Origin of the sequence: Nocardiopsis sp. ATB16-24, assembly GCF_030271535.1 — a bacterium.
GTDB lineage: Bacteria > Actinomycetota > Actinomycetes > Streptosporangiales > Streptosporangiaceae > Nocardiopsis.
In genome coordinates this window covers 72026-92139 of sequence record NZ_JASCXJ010000004.1, presented here as the reverse complement: position 1 = coordinate 92139, position 20114 = coordinate 72026, and the positions used below count along the sequence as shown (strand labels likewise).

At 69.0% G+C, this 20114-nt stretch carries 17 protein-coding genes; 1 reads left to right on the top strand and 16 read right to left on the bottom strand.

What is annotated here, in order from left to right; genetic code table 11:
* Positions 1–7: 7 nt before the first annotated feature.
* The 11 genes from scpB to uvrB all read right to left on the bottom strand — a co-directional run bounded on the left by scpB (position 8) and on the right by uvrB (position 12260).
* Positions 8–616, bottom strand: coding sequence for an SMC-Scp complex subunit ScpB (scpB, locus tag PFX91_RS06605; protein WP_285730209.1), 609 nt, complete (start codon positions 614–616; stop codon positions 8–10).
* A complete protein-coding gene (locus tag PFX91_RS06600) occupies positions 613–1455 on the bottom strand; it encodes a segregation and condensation protein A (RefSeq protein WP_285730208.1) in 843 nt (280 codons plus the stop codon). The genes scpB and PFX91_RS06600 overlap by 4 nt, the downstream gene beginning before the upstream one ends.
* Positions 1456–1840: 385 nt before the next feature.
* Positions 1841–2248 (bottom strand): hypothetical protein, encoded by a 408-nt coding sequence (locus PFX91_RS06595; RefSeq protein WP_285730207.1) that lies wholly within the window; start codon positions 2246–2248, stop codon positions 1841–1843.
* Entirely contained in the window at positions 2245–3201 is a 957-nt protein-coding gene (locus PFX91_RS06590; protein WP_285730206.1) for a ParA family protein, read from the bottom strand. The genes PFX91_RS06595 and PFX91_RS06590 overlap by 4 nt, the downstream gene beginning before the upstream one ends.
* Positions 3202–3444: 243 nt before the next feature.
* Complete coding sequence (locus tag PFX91_RS06585) at positions 3445–4389, bottom strand: site-specific tyrosine recombinase XerD (protein WP_285730462.1); 945 nt, start codon at positions 4387–4389, stop codon at positions 3445–3447.
* Between the two features lie 69 nt (positions 4390–4458).
* Positions 4459–5121, bottom strand: coding sequence for an NUDIX domain-containing protein (locus tag PFX91_RS06580; RefSeq protein ID WP_285730205.1), 663 nt, complete (start codon positions 5119–5121; stop codon positions 4459–4461).
* Positions 5122–5166: 45 nt separating this feature from the next.
* Positions 5167–6807 (bottom strand): CTP synthase, encoded by a 1641-nt coding sequence (pyrG, locus tag PFX91_RS06575; RefSeq protein WP_285730204.1) that lies wholly within the window; start codon positions 6805–6807, stop codon positions 5167–5169.
* 326 nt (positions 6808–7133) lie between these two features.
* Positions 7134–8057: a hydroxymethylglutaryl-CoA lyase gene (locus tag PFX91_RS06570; protein ID WP_285730203.1), complete on the bottom strand. Its 924-nt coding sequence runs from the start codon at positions 8055–8057 to the stop codon at positions 7134–7136.
* Positions 8058–8202: 145 nt separating this feature from the next.
* Positions 8203–9198, bottom strand: a complete 996-nt coding sequence (locus PFX91_RS06565) for a GNAT family N-acetyltransferase (RefSeq protein WP_285730202.1) — start codon at positions 9196–9198, stop codon at positions 8203–8205.
* Positions 9199–9537: 339 nt separating this feature from the next.
* Positions 9538–9984 carry a DUF3060 domain-containing protein gene (locus PFX91_RS06560; protein WP_285730201.1) on the bottom strand — a complete coding sequence of 149 codons (447 nt, stop codon included), beginning with the start codon at positions 9982–9984 and terminating at the stop codon, positions 9538–9540.
* A gap of 179 nt (positions 9985–10163) precedes the next feature.
* The gene (gene uvrB, locus PFX91_RS06555) at positions 10164–12260 is read right to left on the bottom strand and encodes an excinuclease ABC subunit UvrB (RefSeq protein WP_285730200.1); all 2097 of its coding nucleotides are present in this window, start codon (positions 12258–12260) and stop codon (positions 10164–10166) included.
* Between the two features lie 151 nt (positions 12261–12411).
* On the opposite strand from uvrB, the gene PFX91_RS06550 reads away from it, so the two are divergent.
* Positions 12412–13530 carry a hypothetical protein gene (locus PFX91_RS06550; RefSeq protein ID WP_285730199.1) on the top strand — a complete coding sequence of 373 codons (1119 nt, stop codon included), beginning with the start codon at positions 12412–12414 and terminating at the stop codon, positions 13528–13530.
* A 48-nt stretch (positions 13531–13578) separates the two neighbouring features.
* Here the strand turns inward: PFX91_RS06550 and coaE are convergent, their stop codons facing one another.
* The 5 genes from coaE to polA all read right to left on the bottom strand — a co-directional run bounded on the left by coaE (position 13579) and on the right by polA (position 20083).
* On the bottom strand, positions 13579–14178 hold the full coding sequence (gene coaE / locus PFX91_RS06545) for a dephospho-CoA kinase (protein ID WP_285730198.1): 600 nt from the start codon (positions 14176–14178) through the stop codon (positions 13579–13581).
* Between the two features lie 10 nt (positions 14179–14188).
* Positions 14189–14713 carry a GNAT family N-acetyltransferase gene (locus PFX91_RS06540; protein WP_285730197.1) on the bottom strand — a complete coding sequence of 175 codons (525 nt, stop codon included), beginning with the start codon at positions 14711–14713 and terminating at the stop codon, positions 14189–14191.
* Positions 14714–14874: 161 nt separating this feature from the next.
* Complete coding sequence (rpsA, locus tag PFX91_RS06535) at positions 14875–16362, bottom strand: 30S ribosomal protein S1 (RefSeq protein ID WP_285730195.1); 1488 nt, start codon at positions 16360–16362, stop codon at positions 14875–14877.
* 431 nt (positions 16363–16793) lie between these two features.
* Positions 16794–17237, bottom strand: a complete 444-nt coding sequence (gene arfB / locus PFX91_RS06530; RefSeq protein WP_285730193.1) for an alternative ribosome rescue aminoacyl-tRNA hydrolase ArfB — start codon at positions 17235–17237, stop codon at positions 16794–16796.
* A 41-nt stretch (positions 17238–17278) separates the two neighbouring features.
* On the bottom strand, positions 17279–20083 hold the full coding sequence (gene polA / locus PFX91_RS06525) for a DNA polymerase I (RefSeq protein ID WP_285730192.1): 2805 nt from the start codon (positions 20081–20083) through the stop codon (positions 17279–17281).
* Positions 20084–20114 lie beyond the last annotated feature (31 nt).

The following is a 20114-nucleotide window of genomic DNA, read 5'->3' as shown; positions in this document are numbered from 1 at the left end:
ACTGTTGTCAGGTGTGCTCACCGGTGTCGTCTAGACCTTCGATGTCGTCGGGGAGGAACGGTGCCAGATCAGGTAGCTCGTCAAGGCTTCGCAGGCCCAACCGTTCCAGGAAATAGGAGGTGGTCCGATACAGCAGCGCACCGGACTCGTTGTCGTGTCCGGCCTCTTCGATCAGGCCCCTCAGTACGAGGGTACGCATAACCCCGTCGCAGTTGACACCGCGCACGGCGGAGACCCTGCCCCGGGAGACCGGTTGCCGGTAGGCCACCACCGCCATCGTCTCCAGTGCGGCCTGGGTGAGCCGCACCTCCTGCCCCTCCCGTAGGAAGTGCTCGACGACGTCGGCGCATTCGGGGCGCGTGTACACGCGCCACCCCTCGGCCACCGCGCGAAGGTCGAAACCCCGGCCCTGCGCGGTGTATTCCCGGGACAGGTCCTCCAAGGTGCGGGAGACCACGGTGACCGGCACGTCCATGGCCCTGGCCAGGTCGTACTCCGACACCGGCTGATCCACCACCATCAGCACCGCCTCCAGGTCCCGGCGCAGTGTGGGCGGTGCGCCCTCCCCCGCTCCTTCGGCGTCCTCCCCCGGGGTCGCCACGTCCTCGGCGGTCATCGGTGTTCCTCCTTCGGGTCCCCGGCGTCGTCGTACTCGCTGTCCAGTTCGACCTCGCCCTCGCCGCCGGTCCAGCTCACGACCAGCTCGCCCAGGGGCTCGGGTTGGTCGAAGACCACGTTGGCGGCCCGGTACAGCTCCAGCAGTGCCAGGAAGCGTGCGATGACCTCGAAGGTACCGGTGCAGGCGGCCGTGAGTTCGGCGAAGGTCATGCTCCCGTGTTCACGTAGTTGGGCGACCATCAGTTCGCCCTGTTCCCGGACCGAGGTCTTGGGCTGGTGGATATGGGTGACCGGCACGCTGGGCGGTTCCTTCGGAGTGAACACCATCGCGGCCAGGGCGGCGAACTCCTGGGGGCCCAGCTTGAACAGCACCTCCGGTCGGAGTCCGGCGAAACGCTCCTCCAGCGGCACGGCACGCGCGTAGCGGCGCCCCTGCACCGACGAACGCTCGCGCATGAACGAGGCGACCTCCTTGTAGGCCCGGTACTGCAACAGTCGGGCGAACAACAGGTCGCGGGCCTCCAAGAGCGCGAGGTCGGCCTCGTCCTCCACGTCGCCCCGTGGCAGCAGGCGGGCCGCCTTCAGGTCCAGCAGGGTCGCCGCGACCAGGAGGAAGTTGCTGGCCTGGTCCAGGTCCCAACCGTCGCCGTGCGCCCGGATGTGCGCGATGAACTCGTCGGTGACCTTTGACAGGGACACCTCGGTGATGTCCAGCTTGTGCTTGGAGATCAGCGCCAGGAGCAGATCGAAGGGTCCCTCGAAGTTGTCCAGGTGCACCTGGAAGGTGTTCTCGTCCGCCTCTGTCTCGGCGTCCACCGATGTGCGTTCCACCACCATGAGAGCGGCCCCACGTCGTCTCGCTCATCCGACTTCTCTTCCGGACGGGGCAGGCCCCGGATCGGGTCCTCCTCGCCGCCGACCGTGCCAACCGACGGGGGCGCGGACGTGCCCGCCCCCGCACCGGCTCCGTTCCCCCACCGCACGGCTCCGCCTCGGGCACGTGATCCGAACCCGACACCGCCGTCCCGACCACGGGTCGCCGCGTGCGTCCCCTCACCCGGGCCGCCGTTCCTCAAGCTAGCACCGACTCCGGTCACCGCGACCGGGTTCGGCCGCCCTTGGTCCGCGCCCCTACGAGGAAGGTGTCACCGGCACGTATGCGCCGGTGACACCCTCGTCGCCTCCGCCGAACCGGTATCCCCTCCGACACCGGTGCGGGCGGTCACTCCTCGCTCAGCCTGCGTACCAACATGCTGGACGATCCGTGCTCCTCGAAATCGGCCAGCAGCACCGCGACGGCCTCCCGGACGAGGCGACCACGATCGGCCGCCAGGCCGTGTTCCGCGCGCAGTGACAACCGGGTCTGTTCCAGGGCCAGCAGTTCGGGGCCGGAGATGTAGACGGTGATCTTCTCGTCATGACGCTGACGTCCGCTCGGTTTGGGCGCGCGGCGCACCTTCGTGCCGGACGTGCCCTTGGCCTTGCTCTGGGACCCACCACCGGAGCGCGTCGACGACTCGGCCTTCCTGCTCTTGCGTTCCGGTGCCGTGTACTGGCGTTCGGTCTCTTCCGGCGCCTCCTCGGCGCCGCTGGGACGGAAGAACAGTTCGTCCGCCCCGGGTAGGGTCACGCGCCGCGACCGCTGAGAGGCCACCTCGCCAGCACCTCCTTGGCCAGCTCCCGATAGGCGTTGGCCCCGGCCGAGGAGGAGTCGAACCTGGTGATGGGCTCGCCCGCCACGGTGGCGTCCGGGAAGCGCACGGTCCGGTTGATCACCGTGCTGTAGACCTTGTCGCCGAATCCGTCGATGATCGTGGACAGGACCTCGCGCGCGTGGAGTGTGCGCGGGTCGTACATGGTGCCCAGGAACCCGTCGATGACCAGGTCCTCGTTGAGCCGCTCCTGGACCTTCTGGATGGTGTCCATGAGCAACGCCACACCGCGCAGCGCGAAGAACTCGCACTCCAACGGCACGATGACGCCGTCCGCCGCGGTGAGGGCGTTGACCGTGAGCAGGCCCAGCGACGGTTGGCAGTCGATCAGCACCACGTCGTAGTCGTCGATGACCGGTCGCAGCGCGCGGCCGAGCATCTGCTCGCGCGCCACCTCTCCGACCAACTGGACCTCGGCGGCCGACAGGTCGATGTTGCTCGGGATCAGGTCCAGGCCGTCGACGTCGGTCTTGAGCAGGACGTCCTCGACCGCCACGTCCCGCTGCATGAGCAGGTTGTAGACGGTCAGGTCGAGTTCGCGCGGATCGAGTCGGCCCAGGCCGACGGAGAGCGCTCCCTGCGGGTCGAAGTCGACCAGTAGGACCCGTCTTCCGTACTCGGCGATCGCCGCGCCGAGGTTGATCGTCGTGGTGGTCTTACCGACCCCGCCCTTCTGATTACAGAGTGCTACAATCCGTGCCGGGCCGTGTTCGTCCACCGGCTCGGGTTCCGGATAGGTTCGCTCGGGTCTTGAGGTGTGCAGATCAACCCCCGTGTTGCGTGTCGTCCTCCACGGGTCGGTCACCGGGTCGGCGAGCACCTCTTCGCCGACGGGCGCGGGGTTCGCATCCTCGTCGTACTCCCAGTTCACAACCCTTGACCTCCCCTACGGATCGGCCGCGGCTCCAAGGGACACCGTGCTCCTGGGCCTGGCCGCCGTCGGAAACTCAATATGTCGACAGCAACGTACCGCTGTGCGGCGACTCTAGAACGCCGACACGTCGCACTTCAATGAAACCTACGGGTAGAATCCCACGCCTTCGCCACGGGGGGAAATCGAGGACGTCGTCCCTGGTCGTCCGTGTGTCCGTTCCCCCCGGCATCGTCGTTCCTTTCAACGCCGTGCTCTGGGGTGGCTCGAGGCGTACACCTCTCGTAGATGTTCCACCGTGACAAGTGTGTAGATCTGGGTTGTGGTGACCGAACTGTGCCCCAGTAATTCCTGGACGACGCGGATATCCGCGCCTCCGTCGAGAAGATGGGTGGCGAAGGAATGGCGCAGTGTGTGCGGTGAGACGCCCTCGACCCCGGCGCGTTCGGCGACGATCGTCAGGACCCCCCAACCGCCCTGACGGGTGAGCCTGCCGCCGCGGGCGTTGAGGAACAGGGCCGGGACGCCCCGGCCGGACGCCGCCAGGGTCGGTCTGACCCGCACCAGGTAGGCGGAGAGCGCCTGTCGGGCGTAGGAGCCCAAAGGGACCACCCTCTCTCTGCCGCCCTTGCCCCGAAACCTCACCAGTCCCACGGAGTCGTCGTCCTCCACCGCGTCGGCGACGTCGTCCACGTCCAGTCCCACGGCCTCCGAGATGCGCGCCCCCGTGCCGTAGAGCACCTCCAGCAGAGCGCGGTCGCGCAGGGCCAGCAGTGCGGCTCGCTCGCCGGAGGCGGGCGCGTCGGCGGGCCCGGCCGCGGACAGCAGGCGCTCCACCGAGGCCAACGGCAGGGCCTTGGGCAGGCGCATCGGCGCGGACGGCGGGGAGACGTCGGCGGCGGGATCGGTCGGGGACCATCCCTCACGTACCGCGAAGCGGTGCAGGCCGCGCACGGCCGCCAGGGCACGTCCGGTCGAGGCGGCGCTGAGCGGAGGGTGTTCCTCGTCCCCCTCCCGCAGGCTCCTGAGGAAGCCGCCGACGTGACCCCGGTCCACCTCCTCCGGCGCACGTACCCCTTGTGCGACCAGATGGGAACGGTAGCGGTACAGGTCGCGCCGGTAGGCCATCAGGGTGTTGGCGGCCAGGGCACGCTCGGCGCTGAGATGGTCCAGGAAGGCCGAGCACATGTCGGCCAGCGGTCCCGACTCCAGCGGCTCCCGCGCACCGGACCGGGGTGGGCGTTCCTCGGCCACGGGTCAGGCGGCTCCCGGTTCGCGCAGGGAGGCGAACCCGTCGGCCGCCGCGGCGTGGGCGGCGAGGATGCCGATCACCGTCGCACCGTTGTGCAGTCCGCCCGTCATGACCAGCCGCACCGCCTCCTCCAGAGGCACCCATGCGGCGACGAGGTCGGCCTCCTCGTGCTCGCGCTCGAAGTCGATCTCCTCCGCCGGCACCGTCGCAAGGTCCCGGGCCAGGAACACGTGGATACGTTCGTTGGAGAACCCCGGGGAGGGGAAGAAGTCGGCCAGTTCGTGCCAGCGTCCGGCGCGCAGGCCCGCCTCCTCCAACAGTTCGCGTCGGGCGGTGGCCAGGGGTCCCTCGCCCCGCACGTCGATCAGCCCGGCGGGCAGTTCCCACAGGGTGTGGCGGGTGGCGTGGCGGTACTGGCGTTGCAGGAGCACCCGGCCGTCGTCGTCCAGGGCCAGGGCCACCGCGGCGTCCGGGTGGTCCATGTAGTCGCGGGCGGCCACGGACGTGCCGTCGCCCTCGCTGCCGACCATGCGCACCCAGTCCGTGCGCATGCCCACCACGGGGCTGCGGAAGCGTTCGGCGGACCGTTCCACCGGCCATGACGCGGGGGCGTCCGCGATCTTCGCGTCCGCCCCCGTGTTGCGGGTCGTGGGGGTGTCACCGGGCATGGATCCCGCCTCTCACGCTCTCGTTTCCCACCCCTACGTCCCTGGTCAGGCGTTGCGGTGCGCCAGTGCGGCCGAGACCAGGCCACGGAAGAGCGGGTTGGCCTTGGTCGGGCGGGAGCGCAGTTCCGGGTGCGCCTGGGTCGCGACGAAGAACGGGTGGGTGTCCTGGGGCAGTTCGACGTACTCCACCAGCTTGCCATCCGGGGAGAGGCCGGAGAACACCAGACCCGCCTCCTCCAGCTGGAGACGGTACCCGTTGTTGACCTCGAAGCGGTGACGGTGTCGCTCGGAGACCTCGGCCGCGTCCTCGTACAGCTCGCGGACCAGGCTGCCCTCGACCAGGGCCGCCGGGTACATGCCCAGGCGCATGGTCCCGCCCATGTCACGCTCTCCGGCCACGACGTCGGCCTGGTCGGCCATGGTGGAGATCACCGGGTCCTGGGCCTTGTCGTCGAACTCGGTGCTGTTGGCGCCTTCCAGGCCAAGGACGTTGCGGGCGTACTCGATGACCATGGCCTGAAGGCCCAGACAGACGCCCAGCAGCGGCACCCGGTTCTCCCGCGCGTAGCGGATGGCCCCGATCTTGCCCTCGATGCCGCGCACTCCGAAGCCACCGGGGATGAGGATGCCGTCCGCGCCGTCGAGTTCGGCCGCGGCGCCCGAGGGGCTGGCGCAGTTGTCGCTGGCCACCCAGCGGATGTTGACCCGGGTGTCGGTGGCGAAGCCGCCGGCGCGCAGTGCCTCGCTGACCGACAGGTAGGCGTCGGGCAGGTCGATGTACTTGCCGACCAGGGCGATGGTGACCTCGTGGGCGGGCTGGTGCACACGACGCAGCAGTTCGTCCCACTCGGTCCAGTCCACGTCGCGGAAGGGCATGCCGAGGCGTCGGACGACGTAGGCGTCCAGGCCCTCACGGTGCAGGACCTTGGGGATGTCGTAGATGGAGGGGGCGTCGGGGGTGGAGACCACACCGGCCTCGTCCACGTCGCACATGAGGCTGATCTTGGACTTCAGGCTCTGCGTGACGGGGCGGTCCGAACGGCACACGATGGCGTCGGGCTGGATGCCGATACTGCGCAGGGCGGCCACGGAGTGCTGGGTGGGCTTGGTCTTCATCTCCCCGGCGGGACCGAGGAAGGGGATGAGGGACACGTGCAGGAAGAAGCAGTTGTCCCGACCGATCTCGTGGCGGATCTGACGGACCGCCTCCAGGAAGGGTTGTGACTCGATGTCGCCGACCGTGCCGCCGATCTCGGTGATGACGATGTCGACGTCGGGGGCGTCCATCGCGTAGATGCGCGCCTTGATCTCGTTGGTGATGTGAGGTATCACCTGCACGGTGTCGCCGAGATAGGCGCCTTGGCGCTCCTTGGCGATGACGCTGGAGTAGATCTGGCCGGTGGTGACGTTGGCCGTGGCGGACAGCTCGGTGTCCAGGAAACGCTCGTAGTGGCCCACGTCCAGGTCCGTCTCGGCCCCGTCGTCGGTGACGAACACCTCTCCGTGCTGGAAGGGGTTCATGGTCCCGGGGTCGACGTTGAGGTAGGGGTCGAGCTTTTGCATGGTGACACGTAGGCCGCGCGACTTCAGGAGTCGTCCCAGGCTGGAAGCGGTCAGGCCTTTGCCGAGACTGGAGGCGACGCCGCCAGTAACGAAGAGGTGCTTGGTACTCGCGGCGGATGCCAAAGTGATGCTCCCGTGGTTCGAGTGGCTACGGCGGGCTCGGCTCGGGCTGAGCGGCCGTGCGGCGGTCCGGTTGCGGGCGGTCGGGCCGTCGCTCCGGCCGCCGGACTCCACGGGGCACCAGGATAACAGGCCACCCGTCCGTCCACACCGGGAAACCTCCCGTGCACCTCGTCGCCTCCCTCCCCTCACCGGTGGGATCGGCCCGAAAGGCTCTCCCACAGCGGCTTTGCGGAGTTCGGCCCGCGCCCCACCTCGACGGCGGGAGACGAACGCCATACGGACACGACGCGGTGACGGCGGCACGGGGCCGGGTCGCGGCGGCCTTCTCAGGCGGGGAACCCCCCGGCACGCCCCAGGTAGGCGGGGGGCCGCTTGTCCAGTCGCTCGCCCATCCACGCACCCAGGGCGGCGGCGTCGGACATGCTCACTCCCGTGTGCAGGCCGCTGCGGTGCAGCATGTACAGCAGGTCCTCGGTGGCGATGTTGCCGGTCGCGGCGGGTGCGAACGGGCATCCGCCGAAGCCGCCCAGGCTGGAGTCGAGCACCCTGACCCCCCCGTCCACGGCGGCGAGCGCGTTGGCGTAACCGGTGTTGCGGGTGTTGTGGAAGTGGCAACGCAACCTGCGGTCTCCGGCGACCTCGCCCACCCGGGCCACCAGGTCGGTGACCTGACGGGGCACGCCCACGCCGATGGTGTCGGCCAGGGCGATCTCCACCGCACCGGTGTCGGCGACCCGACGGACCACCTCCACCACCTGTTCTGGCGGGACCTCCCCGTCGAAGGGGCAGCCGAAGGCGGTGGAGACGGTCACGCTCAGCGGAACGCCCGTCCCGGCGAGCGCGGTGTCGATGTCGGTGAGGACGTCGAGCATCTCCTGGACCGTGCACCCCTGGTTCCGTACGCAGAAGCCGTCGGTGGCGGGCACCGCCACGTTGACCTCCGACACCCCGGCCGCCACCGCACGGTCCAGGCCTCGCCGGTTGAGTACCAGACCGATGTGGGAGACCTCCGGCGCGCGCTTGACGCCGGCCATGATCTCCTCGGCTCCGGCCATCTGGGGGACCCGCTTGGGGTTGACGAAGCTGACCGCCTCGATACGGCGGACCCCGGCGGACACCGCGCGGTCGATGAGTGCGATCCGATCCTCCACCGAGAGCGTCCTCGCCTCGTTCTGGAGCCCGTCACGCGGCCCCACCTCGACGATCTCGACGTGCTCGGCACCCTCGGGTCCACGGTCGTCCACGGTCATCGTCCCTCACCTTCCACGCGCCACCTGCTGCTCTTGCGCCCCGCTCTCCTTCGCCGCGGCGTCCGCGCACCGCACGGCGTTCCGTGTCCGTGCGCTCCCGGCGCCGCGAGTGACCACGGCGGGGGCTCCCGTGGCACGTCCCCGGTCAACGCAGGGCCAGCGCGGGGCGGACCTCCCAGGTCGTCCACACCGGGCGATAACCCATGCGGTGCCAGAACGGCCCCGACAGCGGGTTCATCGCCGCGTAGTTGAGTACCGAGACACTCACACCATGGCTGTCCAGGGCCTGGTGCGCCTGGCTCACCAGCGCGGTGCCGATCCCGTTGCCGCGCTCCTCGGCGGCCACGACCCCGTAGCCGATGTGCGCGATCGGACGCGCGTTGACCAGTGACTTGGCCCAGCGGGAGCGTTCGGGCGGGGAGACCCAGATCAGTCCCACCGCACGACCGCGCCGTTCGGCCAGCCAGATCCAGGAACGGGACCGGTTGAGGGCGCGCGCCGCGACCTTGCGGGTCTGCTCGGCCGTGTCCGGTTGCAGGAAGACCCCGCCGAAGTGCTGCTCGTAGCGGTGCTCCTCCATCAGGAGGCCGACCACCTGGGTCAGATCACTGCGGTCGGCCAGCCTTATCGTCACATCGCGCGGCGGCAGCGACGGGGGCACTCCGCGACGACGCGGCCGGGCGGCCAGCACGGTGTAGGGCTGTAGGCCGTGACGCTGGAGGGGGATGATGCCGCACACGTCACGGGCGGGCCAGCTCACCAGGGCCGCCGACTCCGAACCGGTTCCGGTCGGCAGTTCCTCCAGCTGGTCGCGCCAACTGGTCAGCAGGGAGTCCAGGGCTCGCGCGGGGTCGGGGCCGCCGACGATGGGGGTGAGCCAGTGCTGGTCGGGCACGCCCCATATCCGCCCCACCTCGCCGGGCTGGTACCAGGTGTAGTGCATCGTGCCCGCGGCGACCTCGCGCCCCTCTTCGTCGCTGACGGTCAGGAGGGGATAGGAACCGGGGGCGAAACCCACGGGTTCGGGCAACAGGGGATCCGCGGCGGCCCAGCGCTGGGCGGCCGACCACACCAACGGGTGCAGGCCGATGTCGCCCCCGGGCGACTCATCATGCCGCACCCGCGCGACATAACCGCTCATCCACCCCTCCCCTAGCGGGTCCTCACGTCGAACGCGCGGTCTCGGACCGGCACCGGACGGCGCGTGCAGCGCGCTCGACCATCACGCCGCCCTGGCGGGACCGGTTGCACCGCAGACGGAATGAATCGACCGTACCGCCTCAGACACAACCAAAGAGACGAAACCGCCGATTGTAATCAATAATTCACTCCGCGTCGCCGCGCTCTTCCGACCTCACCCGCGTGCCCGCCGAACATGACGCGAACAGACGCGCACCACGGTAACGGATCAAGGACCATCCTCGGGCGCCGGGGCGGTCCCAGCGTCACGAGACCCTCGACGGAACCGGGGTCGCACGGCTCACTCGCGGGCGACGCCGCCCTCGGTCACCGTGGTGTTGCGCCCGTGGTTGATGACCTCCGGGTCACCGGAGGAGAAGGAGACGGTGTTGTCCACACCGATCAGGACGATCTTGTCCGCCGAGCCCACGTCGACGGTGGAGCCGCGGCCGGTGGCGCGCACCAGTCCACAACCACCGTGCAGCACCACGACGGCATGGTCGGCGGTGACGATGACCTCGCGGTTCGCGCAGTCCTCGCTCACCCGGGCACCGTCGTCGACGACGATCAGCCTCTCGTCGTCGCTGACGTTGTGGTCGGGGATGACGGCCTCGTCGGCGGTGTCACCGGTACCGGGGGCACCGCGAGGCTGTTCGAGGTCCTCCTCGCCGAAGGCCAGACCACAGGCGGAGACAGGGGAGGCGAGCAGCAGGCAACCACCCACGGCCACCAGAAGCCGAACCTTCATGTTCCCCCCACGACCGGACATCCGGCAATTGCGACATACAGCTTGCGCGAGGCCAAGAGTATGTCACGTGGAGGTAACCGCGCGACCTCATCGTTGTCGAGATGTTCACGACCCGAGACGCACCGGAGTGCCGTTTCGGACCTCGGAAGGCCCCAAACGCCGCCCCATGCCGTCGGACCTCACTTCAACCCGACCGTGTCCATGCCGCGAAGCTCACGTTTGAGCTCGGCGATCTCGTCACGCAACCTGGCCGCCAGTTCGAATTGCAGATCGGCCGCCGCCTGGTGCATCTGCTCGCTCAACTGCTCGATGAGCCCCGCCAACTCCGCTCGCGGCATGTTCGACACCTCCGCCGAACGCTCGCCCAGCGCGGGCACCGGGGAACGTCCGCCCTTGGCGGCTCCCCGGTAACCGGTGGCCATGAGCTCCTCGGTGTCCACGGCCTCGCGGTTGAGCGCGTCCAGGATGTCGGCGATCTGCTTGCGCAGCGGAGTGGGGTCGATCCCGTGCTCGGCGTTGTAGGCCAACTGCTTCTCCCGACGCCTGTTGGTCTCGTCGATGGCCGCCCGCATCGAGTCGGTGACGTTGTCGGCGTACATGTGCACCTGGCCCGCGACGTTACGCGCCGCGCGGCCGATCGTCTGGATGAGCGAGGTCTCCGAACGCAGGAAACCCTCCTTGTCCGCGTCCAGGATCGCCACCAGCGACACCTCGGGCAGGTCCAACCCCTCACGCAACAGGTTGATGCCCACCAGCACGTCGAACTCGCCCATCCGCAGCTCCCTCAGCAGCTCCACCCGACGCAGCGTGTCCACCTCGCTGTGCAGATAGCGCACGCGGATGTCCAGTTCGGTGAAGTAGTCGGTGAGGTCCTCGGCCATCTTCTTGGTGAGCGTGGTGACCAGTACCCGCTCCTCGCGCTCGGCCCGCACGCGGATCTCGTGCACCAGGTCGTCGATCTGTCCGTCGGTGGGCTTGACCCGCACCTCGGGATCGACCAGGCCGGTGGGGCGGATGACCTGTTCCACCACGTCGCCGCCGCTCTGCCCCAGCTCGTAACGGCCCGGCGTGGCCGACAGGTAGATGGTCTGCCCGATCCGCTCGACGAACTCCTCCCACTTCAACGGTCGGTTGTCCAACGCCGAGGGGAGCCGGAACCCGTGCTCGACCAGGGTGCGCTTGCGCGCGGCGTCGCCCTCGTACATCGCACCGATCTGGGGAACGGTCACGTGCGACTCGTCCAGCACGAGCAGGAAGTCGTCGGGGAAGTAGTCCAGCAACGTGTGGGGCGGGCTGCCCTGTTCACGGCCGTCGAAGTGCCGTGAGTAGTTCTCGATACCCGAACACGTGCCCAACTGGCGCATCATCTCCAGGTCGTGGGTGGTACGCATACGCAGCCGCTGGGCCTCCAACAACCTGCCCTGGGCCTCCAGTTCGGACAGCCGCTCGGCCAGTTCCGCCTCGATCGAGGCGATCGCACGCTCGGTGCGCTCCTCGCCCGCCACGTAGTGGGAGGCGGGGAAGATGAACATCTCCCGGCTCTCCCCCAGCACCTCACCGGTGAGCGGGTGCAGGGTGAGCAGGCGCTCGACCTCGTCACCGAACATCTCGATGCGGATCGCCAGCTCCTCATAGACCGGGATGATCTCGATGGTGTCGCCGCGCACGCGGAAGGTGCCGCGCGTGAACGCGACGTCGTTGCGGGAGTACTGCATCTCCACCAGGCGGCGCAGCAGGTCGTCACGTTCGACCTCCATGCCCACCTCCAGCCGTGCCATACGGTCCACGTACTCCTGGGGGGTGCCCAGACCGTAGATGCACGAGACCGAGGCGACCACGATCGTGTCCCGGCGGGTGAGCAGGGAGTTGGTCGCCGAGTGTCGCAGCCGCTCGACCTCGTCGTTGATCGAGGAGTCCTTCTCGATGTAGGTGTCGCTCTGGGGGACGTAGGCCTCGGGTTGGTAGTAGTCGTAGTACGACACGAAGTACTCGACCGCGTTGTGGGGCAACATCTGGCGCAGCTCGTTGGCGAACTGCGCCGCCAGGGTCTTGTTGGGCTGCATCACCAGGGTCGGTCGCTGTAGCCGTTCCACCGTCCAGGCCACGGTCGCCGTCTTGCCGGTACCGGTGGCGCCGAGCAGCACGGTGTGCGGTTCGCCCTCTTTCACTCGCCGGCTGATCTCGGCGATCGCCTTGGGCTGGTCCCCCGCGGGGGTCATCTCCGAGACCACCTCGAAGGGCGCCTCACTGCGCTTGATGTCGCTGACCGGTCGCACGTCGCCTCTTCTCCCCTCGCGCCGCGGGCCACCCCACGCCCGCGTGTTCCTCATCCTCCAACGCTACAGACCGCCTGGGACATCCCCGGCCGGCCGAGGGGTACAGGGTTACCATCGGAACCAGCGCTGTGTCCGAAGCGAGGTGCCAGCCGTGCCACACCCCTCCAGACCGACCTTCGACCCGGACCTTCCACCCCGCGTGGCCGCACGTCTACGCGCCCGTCCCGAGAGGCTGATCCCGGCCTCGGCCCGCCCCTCCCGGGGGCCCACATGGCGGCAGGGGGCCGCGCTCACCGCGACGGGGTGCTCCTCCCTCGCCGTGCTCGCCCTGCTCTTTCCGGCGGCCAACGCCCTTCTGTTGCCACTGCTCTGCCTGGGCACGACCGTGGCCGTCATCGGCCTGCTCTGTCTCAGGAACTCCTTCAGCGACGACTGGGCCGACGTGATCATGCACGCCTTCTGGGCCCTGCCCGCTTCCTTCCTCGGGGTCTTCGGCGTCCGAGGGCTGCTCGAACAACTCGTCGGTCCGCTCGGCGCGGTGGTGCCCGGCGATCCCGCCACCGCCGTCCTCTACCTGACGGCCGCAGCGGTCGGAGCCGGGTCCATCATGCGTCCCGGTATGGTCGCACGCCTTGCGGCGGAGAACACCGACCACTACGTACTGCCGGAGGACTTCGGACGCCCCCACCACGCCGGTCGTCGGGAGGAGCCCGAAGCGCACCTGTTCGCCCTGCTCCAGCAGGCCACCGACCGGGTGGAGGAGGGCATCAGGGTGCTGGGCTCCTCCTTCGACGCCGGCCACACCCTGCCCCTGCTGCGCGAGGAGGAGTGGCGCATGTCCCAGGAGTTGTTGCGCCTGCGCTCCCTGCGCAGGGAGTTGCTGCTGCGCAAACGCGAAGCGGTCTCCGAGAAGGTCACACGGGCGCTCGCCCCCCAGGAGGAGGCGATCTCCCGTGCCCAGGCGGCCCTCGCCGAGCGGGTCGCCGTGCCGGCAGGCTACGGCGAGCGCGTCCACGCGGCGGTGACCGCGCACCGCGAGTGGGAGCAGTGCCAGGAGATCGCCGACCGGGCCGCCGACTACGCCGACCTGGCGCTGTCCTCGTCCCAGGACACGATGCGCACCGAGGAGATCGACGACAGCCTGCTCAGCGTCGAGGCCGCGCACTCGGTGCGTGAGGAACTGGTGCGCGAGGCCGTGGACGCCGGTTCGTCCCTGTCCGACGCCCTTCGCCGAGGTCGGGGAGACGGGCGAGCCGAGGAGGGCGGTTGAGTCCCTCGGGAGCTCTTCCGGGTCGGTTCGGACAGGACGCCCGTTCGGCTAGGTGCGGGCGAGCAGCTCGCGCCACACCTGGGCCACCCGCTTCTTGAGCTCATCGAACGTTCCGGAGTTGTCGATCACCAGATCGGCCGCGGCCAGGCGGGTCTCCCTGTCCGCCTGTGCCCGGATACGCGCCCACACCTGGTCGCGCGGCATGCCCCGGCCGGTGGCCACCCGTTCCACCCTGACCTCGTCGGGGGTGTCGACCACGACCACGACGTCATAGAGCGATCCCAGGTCGTTCTCCACCAGCAACGGGACGTCGTAGACCACGACCTCGGTCCCGGAGGCCTTAGCCTCCTCCATGAGTCGGGCGCTGCGCTCGCCGACCAGGGGGTGCACGATCGCGTTGAGTCCGGCCAGACGCTCCTCATCGGCGAAGACGATCTCGCCCAGCCTCGCCCGGTCCAGCCGACCCTCCGGGGTGAGCACCTCCTCCCCGAACTCGTCGACCACCGCGGCCAGTCCGGGGGTGCCGGGTTCGACCACTTCTCTGGCGATGGCGTCGGCGTCGATGACCACGGCGCCGTGGGCGGCCAGTTCGGCCGCGACCGCGCTCTTTCCCGAACCGATGCCACCGGTGAGTCCCACTGTGAGCATGAGGAGAACCCTAGACGACCGTTCCCCGTCCGATGACCGTGCCCCCATCCGTCGGCTTCGGCATCAGTTCCTTGCGCATGTGCACCAGGACCAGGTGGTCGGCGACGCGTTCACGGGAGGTCTCGGTGTATCCGAGTCCCCGGTAGAGCCGTTGCGGGCCCGCGTCCTGGGCCCCCGTGGACAGGGTGAGGGAGGTGAGCTGAGGATGGCGCTCCCGTAGCCGGTGTTCGAGGTCCACCAAGAGAGCGCGTCCGATTCCACGGCGGCGCAGGTCGGGGGCCACGGCCAGGCGGGCGACCAGCGCTCCGGTGCCCCTCACCCGCGCGCGGACCGTCCCCACCGACCGTGTCCCGGACACCGCCTTGAGCACGAGGACGTCCTCCAGACCCAACAGCCTCTCCACTCTGCCCAGGCTCTCGGTGAGCGGTAGGACGAAGGGGTCTCCCAAGGCCTGCGCCTCGTCGACGAACGCGGCCCGTTGCAGGGTGAAGATCTCTCCGGCGTCGGCGGGGACGGCCTGGTGGATGTCGAACACGTCTCCTCCTCGACGCGCCCCCGTTCCGGAGGCGCCCCACCGACCCTACGACGCGGACGCCACGGGATCCGCCCCCCGCACCGTGGAAGGGCGAAGGGCCGCCCCCTCCGGAGAGGGAACGGCCCTTCGGGGCTGTCAGCGCGTCCTCACGGACCCGCGGTCTAGGACTCGCCGCCCGCGAGCTTCTCGCGGAGGGCGGCCAGGGCCTCGTCGGAGGCCAGGGCGCCGCTGGAGGACTCAGAGGACGAGGAGCCGGCGCTCGTGCCGCCGGTGTAGTCCTCTTCCTCCTCCGGAGCGGGCGCGTTGGCCGCGTCGGCCTCGGCCGCGCGGGCCTCCTCGACCTGCTTGCGGTGAGCCTCGAAGCGGGCCTGGGCCTCGGCGTAGCTGCGCTCCCACTCGTCCCGCTGCGCCTCGAAGCCCTCGAGCCACTCGCCGCTCTCGGGGTCGAAGCCCTCGGGGTACTTGTAGTTGCCCTGCTCGTCGTACTCCGCGGCCATGCCGTACAGGGTGGGGTCGAAGTCCACCTGGTCCGGGGAGACGCTCTCGTTGGCCTGCTTCAGCGACAGGCTGATGCGGCGGCGGTCGAGGTCGATGTCGATGATCTTGACGAAGATCTCGGTGCCGACCTGGACGACCTGCTCGGGCACCTCCACGTGGCGCTCGGCCAGCTCGGAGATGTGGACCAGGCCCTCGATGCCCTCCTCCACGCGCACGAACGCACCGAACGGAACCAGCTTGGTGACCTTGCCGGGAACGACCTGGCCGATCTGGTGGGTCCGGGCGAACTGCTGCCACGGGTCTTCCTGGGTCGCCTTGAGCGACAGGGAGACGCGCTCGCGCTCCATGTCCACGTCGAGGACCTCGACGGTGACCTCCTGGCCGACCTCGACGACCTCGCTCGGGTGGTCGATGTGCTTCCAGGACAGCTCGGACACGTGCACCAGTCCGTCGACGCCGCCCAGGTCCACGAACGCACCGAAGTTGACGATCGAGGAGACGACGCCCTTGCGGATCTGGCCCTTCTGCAAGGTGTTGAGGAAGGTCTGGCGGACCTCCGACTGGGTCTGCTCCAGCCAGGCACGACGGGACAGGACCACGTTGTTGCGGTTCTTGTCCAGCTCGATGATCTTGGCCTCGAGCTCGCGTCCCACGTAGGGCTGTAGGTCGCGCACGCGGCGCATCTCGACCAGGGAGGCGGGCAGGAAGCCGCGCAGGCCGATGTCGAGGATGAGGCCGCCCTTGACGACCTCGATGACGGTGCCGGTGACGACGCCGTCCTCTTCCTTGATCTTCTCGATCGTGCCCCAGGCGCGCTCGTACTGGGCGCGCTTCTTGGACAGGATCAGACGGCCTTCCTTGTCCTCCTTCTGGAGGACGAGGGCCTCGACCGGGTCGCCGACCGCGACGACCTCACCGGGGTCGACGTCGTGCTTGATCGAGAGTTCCCGGGAGGGAATCACACCCTCGGTCTTGTAGCCGATGTCGAGCAAGACCTCGTCTCGATCGACCTTCACGATGGTGCCCTCGACAATGTCACCGTCGTTGAAGTACTTGATGGTCTCGTCGATCGCCGCGAGGAAGGCTTCCTCGGACCCGATGTCGTTGACCGCTACCTGGGGTGTCGAGGTGGCCTCGGTGCTGCTCGTCATTTGTGGGTGGACTCCGGATACGGACAGATTCAGAAGATGGGCACGCGTGGATTCGAGCCCCATCGACCCCTTCCGGAGGGTGAGAAGCAGGGTCGGGACGACTCAAGAGTCGCCTGACCACCGTCCGCCGGGTCCGGAGAGACCGATCGGGCAGCGCCGTACGCCGTCCAAACCGGGGACAGCGGACGCCAAAACGAACCCACAACGCTCAGACCAGAGTATGAGACAAGGGCGTCCTGGTCAATCGGAACCCCGGGCAGCCAACCCGACGTAGACCGCAATGGCGGCAATTTACCCGAGCATGGTGGCCAAGATCAACTGGAGGGTACTCCCACGTCCGGACGGCAAGTCGTGTTCGGGGCCGGGAAGCGACACCCCTCCGACGAGAGTGTGACGGAAAACACAAAAGACCGTACGGGGCGGAGTCGCGGTCACTCCATGGGGGGACGGGAACGTGACCGTTTGACGGCGCCCCGTCGCTTCTTGGCGTCCAACCGACGTTGCTCGGCCCTTCTGCCGGGGCGCGTGGGGCGCCGCTTGCGTGGAGGCGCCGCCGTGGCCTCCTCCAACAGGGCGGCCATCCGCTCCCTGGCCTCCTGCCGGTTGCGGAGCTGTGAGCGGTGCGTCTGCACCGTCACCGTCAGCACGCCGTCGACCAGGCGTTCACCGAGCCGTTCGAGCGCACGTCGGCGCCGTGTGTCCCCCAGGGCGGTACAGGAGACCACGTCCAACGACAGCGACACCCTGGTGTCGGAGGTGTTGACGTGCTGGCCTCCCGGCCCCGAGGAGCGCGAGAAACGCCAGGAGAGCGCTTCGGCGGGAACGGTGACCGGACCCACCTGGAGTCCTTCGGTGGCCCTGCCTCGCGCCGTCACCGCTCCCGCCTCCTCACGCCGTCGACCCACGCGCCGCGCCGTCAGTGCGCGGCGTCGTGCCAGTTCTGTCCGCTGCCGACCGAGACCGCCAGGGGAACACGCAGATCATAGGCCGAACCCATCTCGTGCGCCAGGATGTTCTCGACCTCCTCGCGCTCGCCCGGAGCGACCTCCACCACGAGTTCGTCGTGCACCTGAAGGAGCACCCGGGAATCGAGGCCGCTCTCGGTCAGCGCCGCGTCCACCTGCAACATGGCCACCTTGATGATGTCGGCCGCCGACCCCTGGATGGGCGCGTTCAACGCCATGCGTTCGGCCATCTCCCGACGCTGCCGGTTGTCGCTCGTCAGATCCGGCAGGTAACGGCGACGCCCCAGGATCGTCTCGGTGTAGCCGACCCTACGGGCCTCCTCCACCACCGAGTTGAGATAGTCGCGCACGCCCCCGAACTCCGCGAAGTAGTCCTCCATCAGGCCCCTGGCCTCCTCCGGGGTGATCCCCAGCTGCTGGGACAGACCGTAGGCGCTCAGCCCGTAGGCCAGGCCGTAGCTCATCGCCTTGATCTTGGAGCGGGCTTCGGCGTCGACCTCCTCCACCTTCACCCCGAAGACCTGTGCCGCCATCTGCGCGTGGAAGTCGTATCCGCTGTTGAAGGCGTCGATCAGCGCCTGTTCGCCCGACAGGTGCGCCATGATGCGCAGTTCGATCTGGCTGTAGTCGGCGGTGAGCAGTTCCTCGAAGCCCTCCCCCACGACGAACGCCCGTCGGATACGGCGTCCCACGTCCGTGCGGATCGGGATGTTCTGCAAGTTGGGATCGGTGGAGCTGAGCCGCCCGGTCGCCGCCACCGTCTGGTTGAAGGTGGTGTGGATGCGGTCGTCGTCGGCGATCGTCTTGATCAGCCCCTCCACCGTGGTGCGCAGCTTGGTCTGGTCACGGTGGTGCAACAGGAGCGAGGGGAGCTCGTTGTCGGTCTGCGCCGCCAACCACGCCAACGCGTCGGCGTCGGTGGTGTAGCCGGTCTTGATCTTCTTGGTCCTGGGCAGACCCAGTTCCTCGAACAGAACCTGCTGGAGCTGTTTGGGAGAGCCGAGGTTGAACTCGCGGCCCACCACCTCGTGCGCCCGCTCCACCACGCCGCGCGCCGCGGCGGCGAACTCGCCCTGGAGGTCTTCGAGGTAGGCGCGGTCGGCCGCGATCCCGGCCCGCTCCATGCGCGCCAGCACGTCCACCAGGGGCAGCTCCACCTCGTGCAACAGATGGGTGCCGCCCCGCTTGTCGAGTTCGGCCGCCAGCACGGCGGCCAGGTCGCGGGTGGCGCTCGCGCGCACGGCCAGCAGGTACCGGTCACCGGACTCGGCCTCGTCGTCCGTGCCCAGGTCCAGTGTCAGTTGGTCTCCGGAGGGGGTCTCCTCCAGTTCCCGACCCAGGTACCTGCGGCACAGGTCGGACAGGTCGAAACGTCGCTGTCCCGGCTGAACGAGATAGGCGGCCAGCGCCGTGTCGCTGATCACCCCGCCCAGCGTCCATCCGTGCGCTCCCAGCGCCAACGACAGACCCTTGTACTCGTGTACCGCCTTGGGCCGGTCGGGATCGGCCAGGAAGGCGGCCAGCGCCTCGGTGTCGGCCGGGTCCAGCACGGTGGGATCGACGAAGACGGCCTCCCCCGTGGGCACGCTGATCGCCAGCGCGTCCACACGTCCGGTGCCCGCGCCCCACGTACCGTCCACCGCCAGCCCGGCGGGGGCCGTGGGGGTGAGGGTGTCGCCGGCGGGGGCGGCGTGCCGGTTCAGCCAGGTGGCCAGTTCACCGGTCCCGGCCACGGTCAGGTCGACGCGAAGACCCTCGGTCCCCGCGGTCGCGACCTCCTCTTCGCCCCCGTCCAGCCGAATGACGGAGTAGAGGCGCTCACGCAGGTTGGAGGCGAACTCCAGGTTGTCGAAGAGTGCGTCGATCCCGGCCCTGTCGGCCTCGCCCAGACCCAGTTCCCTGACGTCCACGCCCAGTTCCACGTCCGTGGCCAGAAGGTTCAGACGCTGGTTGCGCAGCACGTCGTCCAGATGGTCACGCAGGTTCTGCCCCGCCTTGCCGGTGATCTCGTCGGCGCGGGCGACCAACTCGTCCACGGATCCGTACTTGGTGATCCACTTGGCCGCGGTCTTGGGACCCACACCGGGCACACCCGGCAGGTTGTCGGCCTTCTCCCCCACCAGGGCGGCCAGGTCGCGGTAGCGCTCGGGGGGGACACCGTACTTGTCCTGTACCGCCGCGGGGTCCATGCGGCGCAGATCCGACAGGCTCTTGCCCGGATAGAGGACGGTGCAGGAGTCGGTGACCAGTTGGAAGGCGTCACGGTCCCCGGAGGCGATGAGCACCTCCATCCCCGCCTCTCCCCCCTGATGGGCCAGGGTGGCGATGACGTCGTCGGCCTCGAAGCCCGGCGCGGACAGGTTCGTAACACCGATCAGTCGCATGAGGTCCTGGGTGAGCGGCACCTGGGAGGGGAAGTCGGGCGGTGTCTCGGAGCGGCCGTCCTTGTAGTCGGCGTACTCCTCGTGCCGGAAGGTGGGGCCCGACAGGTCCCACGCCACCGCGACGTGGGTCGGTTCCTCGTCGCGCAGTAGTTTGACCAGCATCGACGTGAAGCCGTAGACGGCGTTGGTCGACTGCCCGGTACTCGTGCCGAATTTCTCCACCGGCAGGGCGAAGAACGCGCGGAAGGCCATCGAATGGCCGTCCAGGAGGAGGAGCCGGGGTCGCCGGCCACCGCTGCCGGAGGGGGCCGCTCCGCCTGTGGCGGCTCCGGCCTGGGATGTCTGCTCGGGGGTCTCTCGCTTGGTCACCACAAGCAGATCCTAGGATGCGGGGTGGACACTT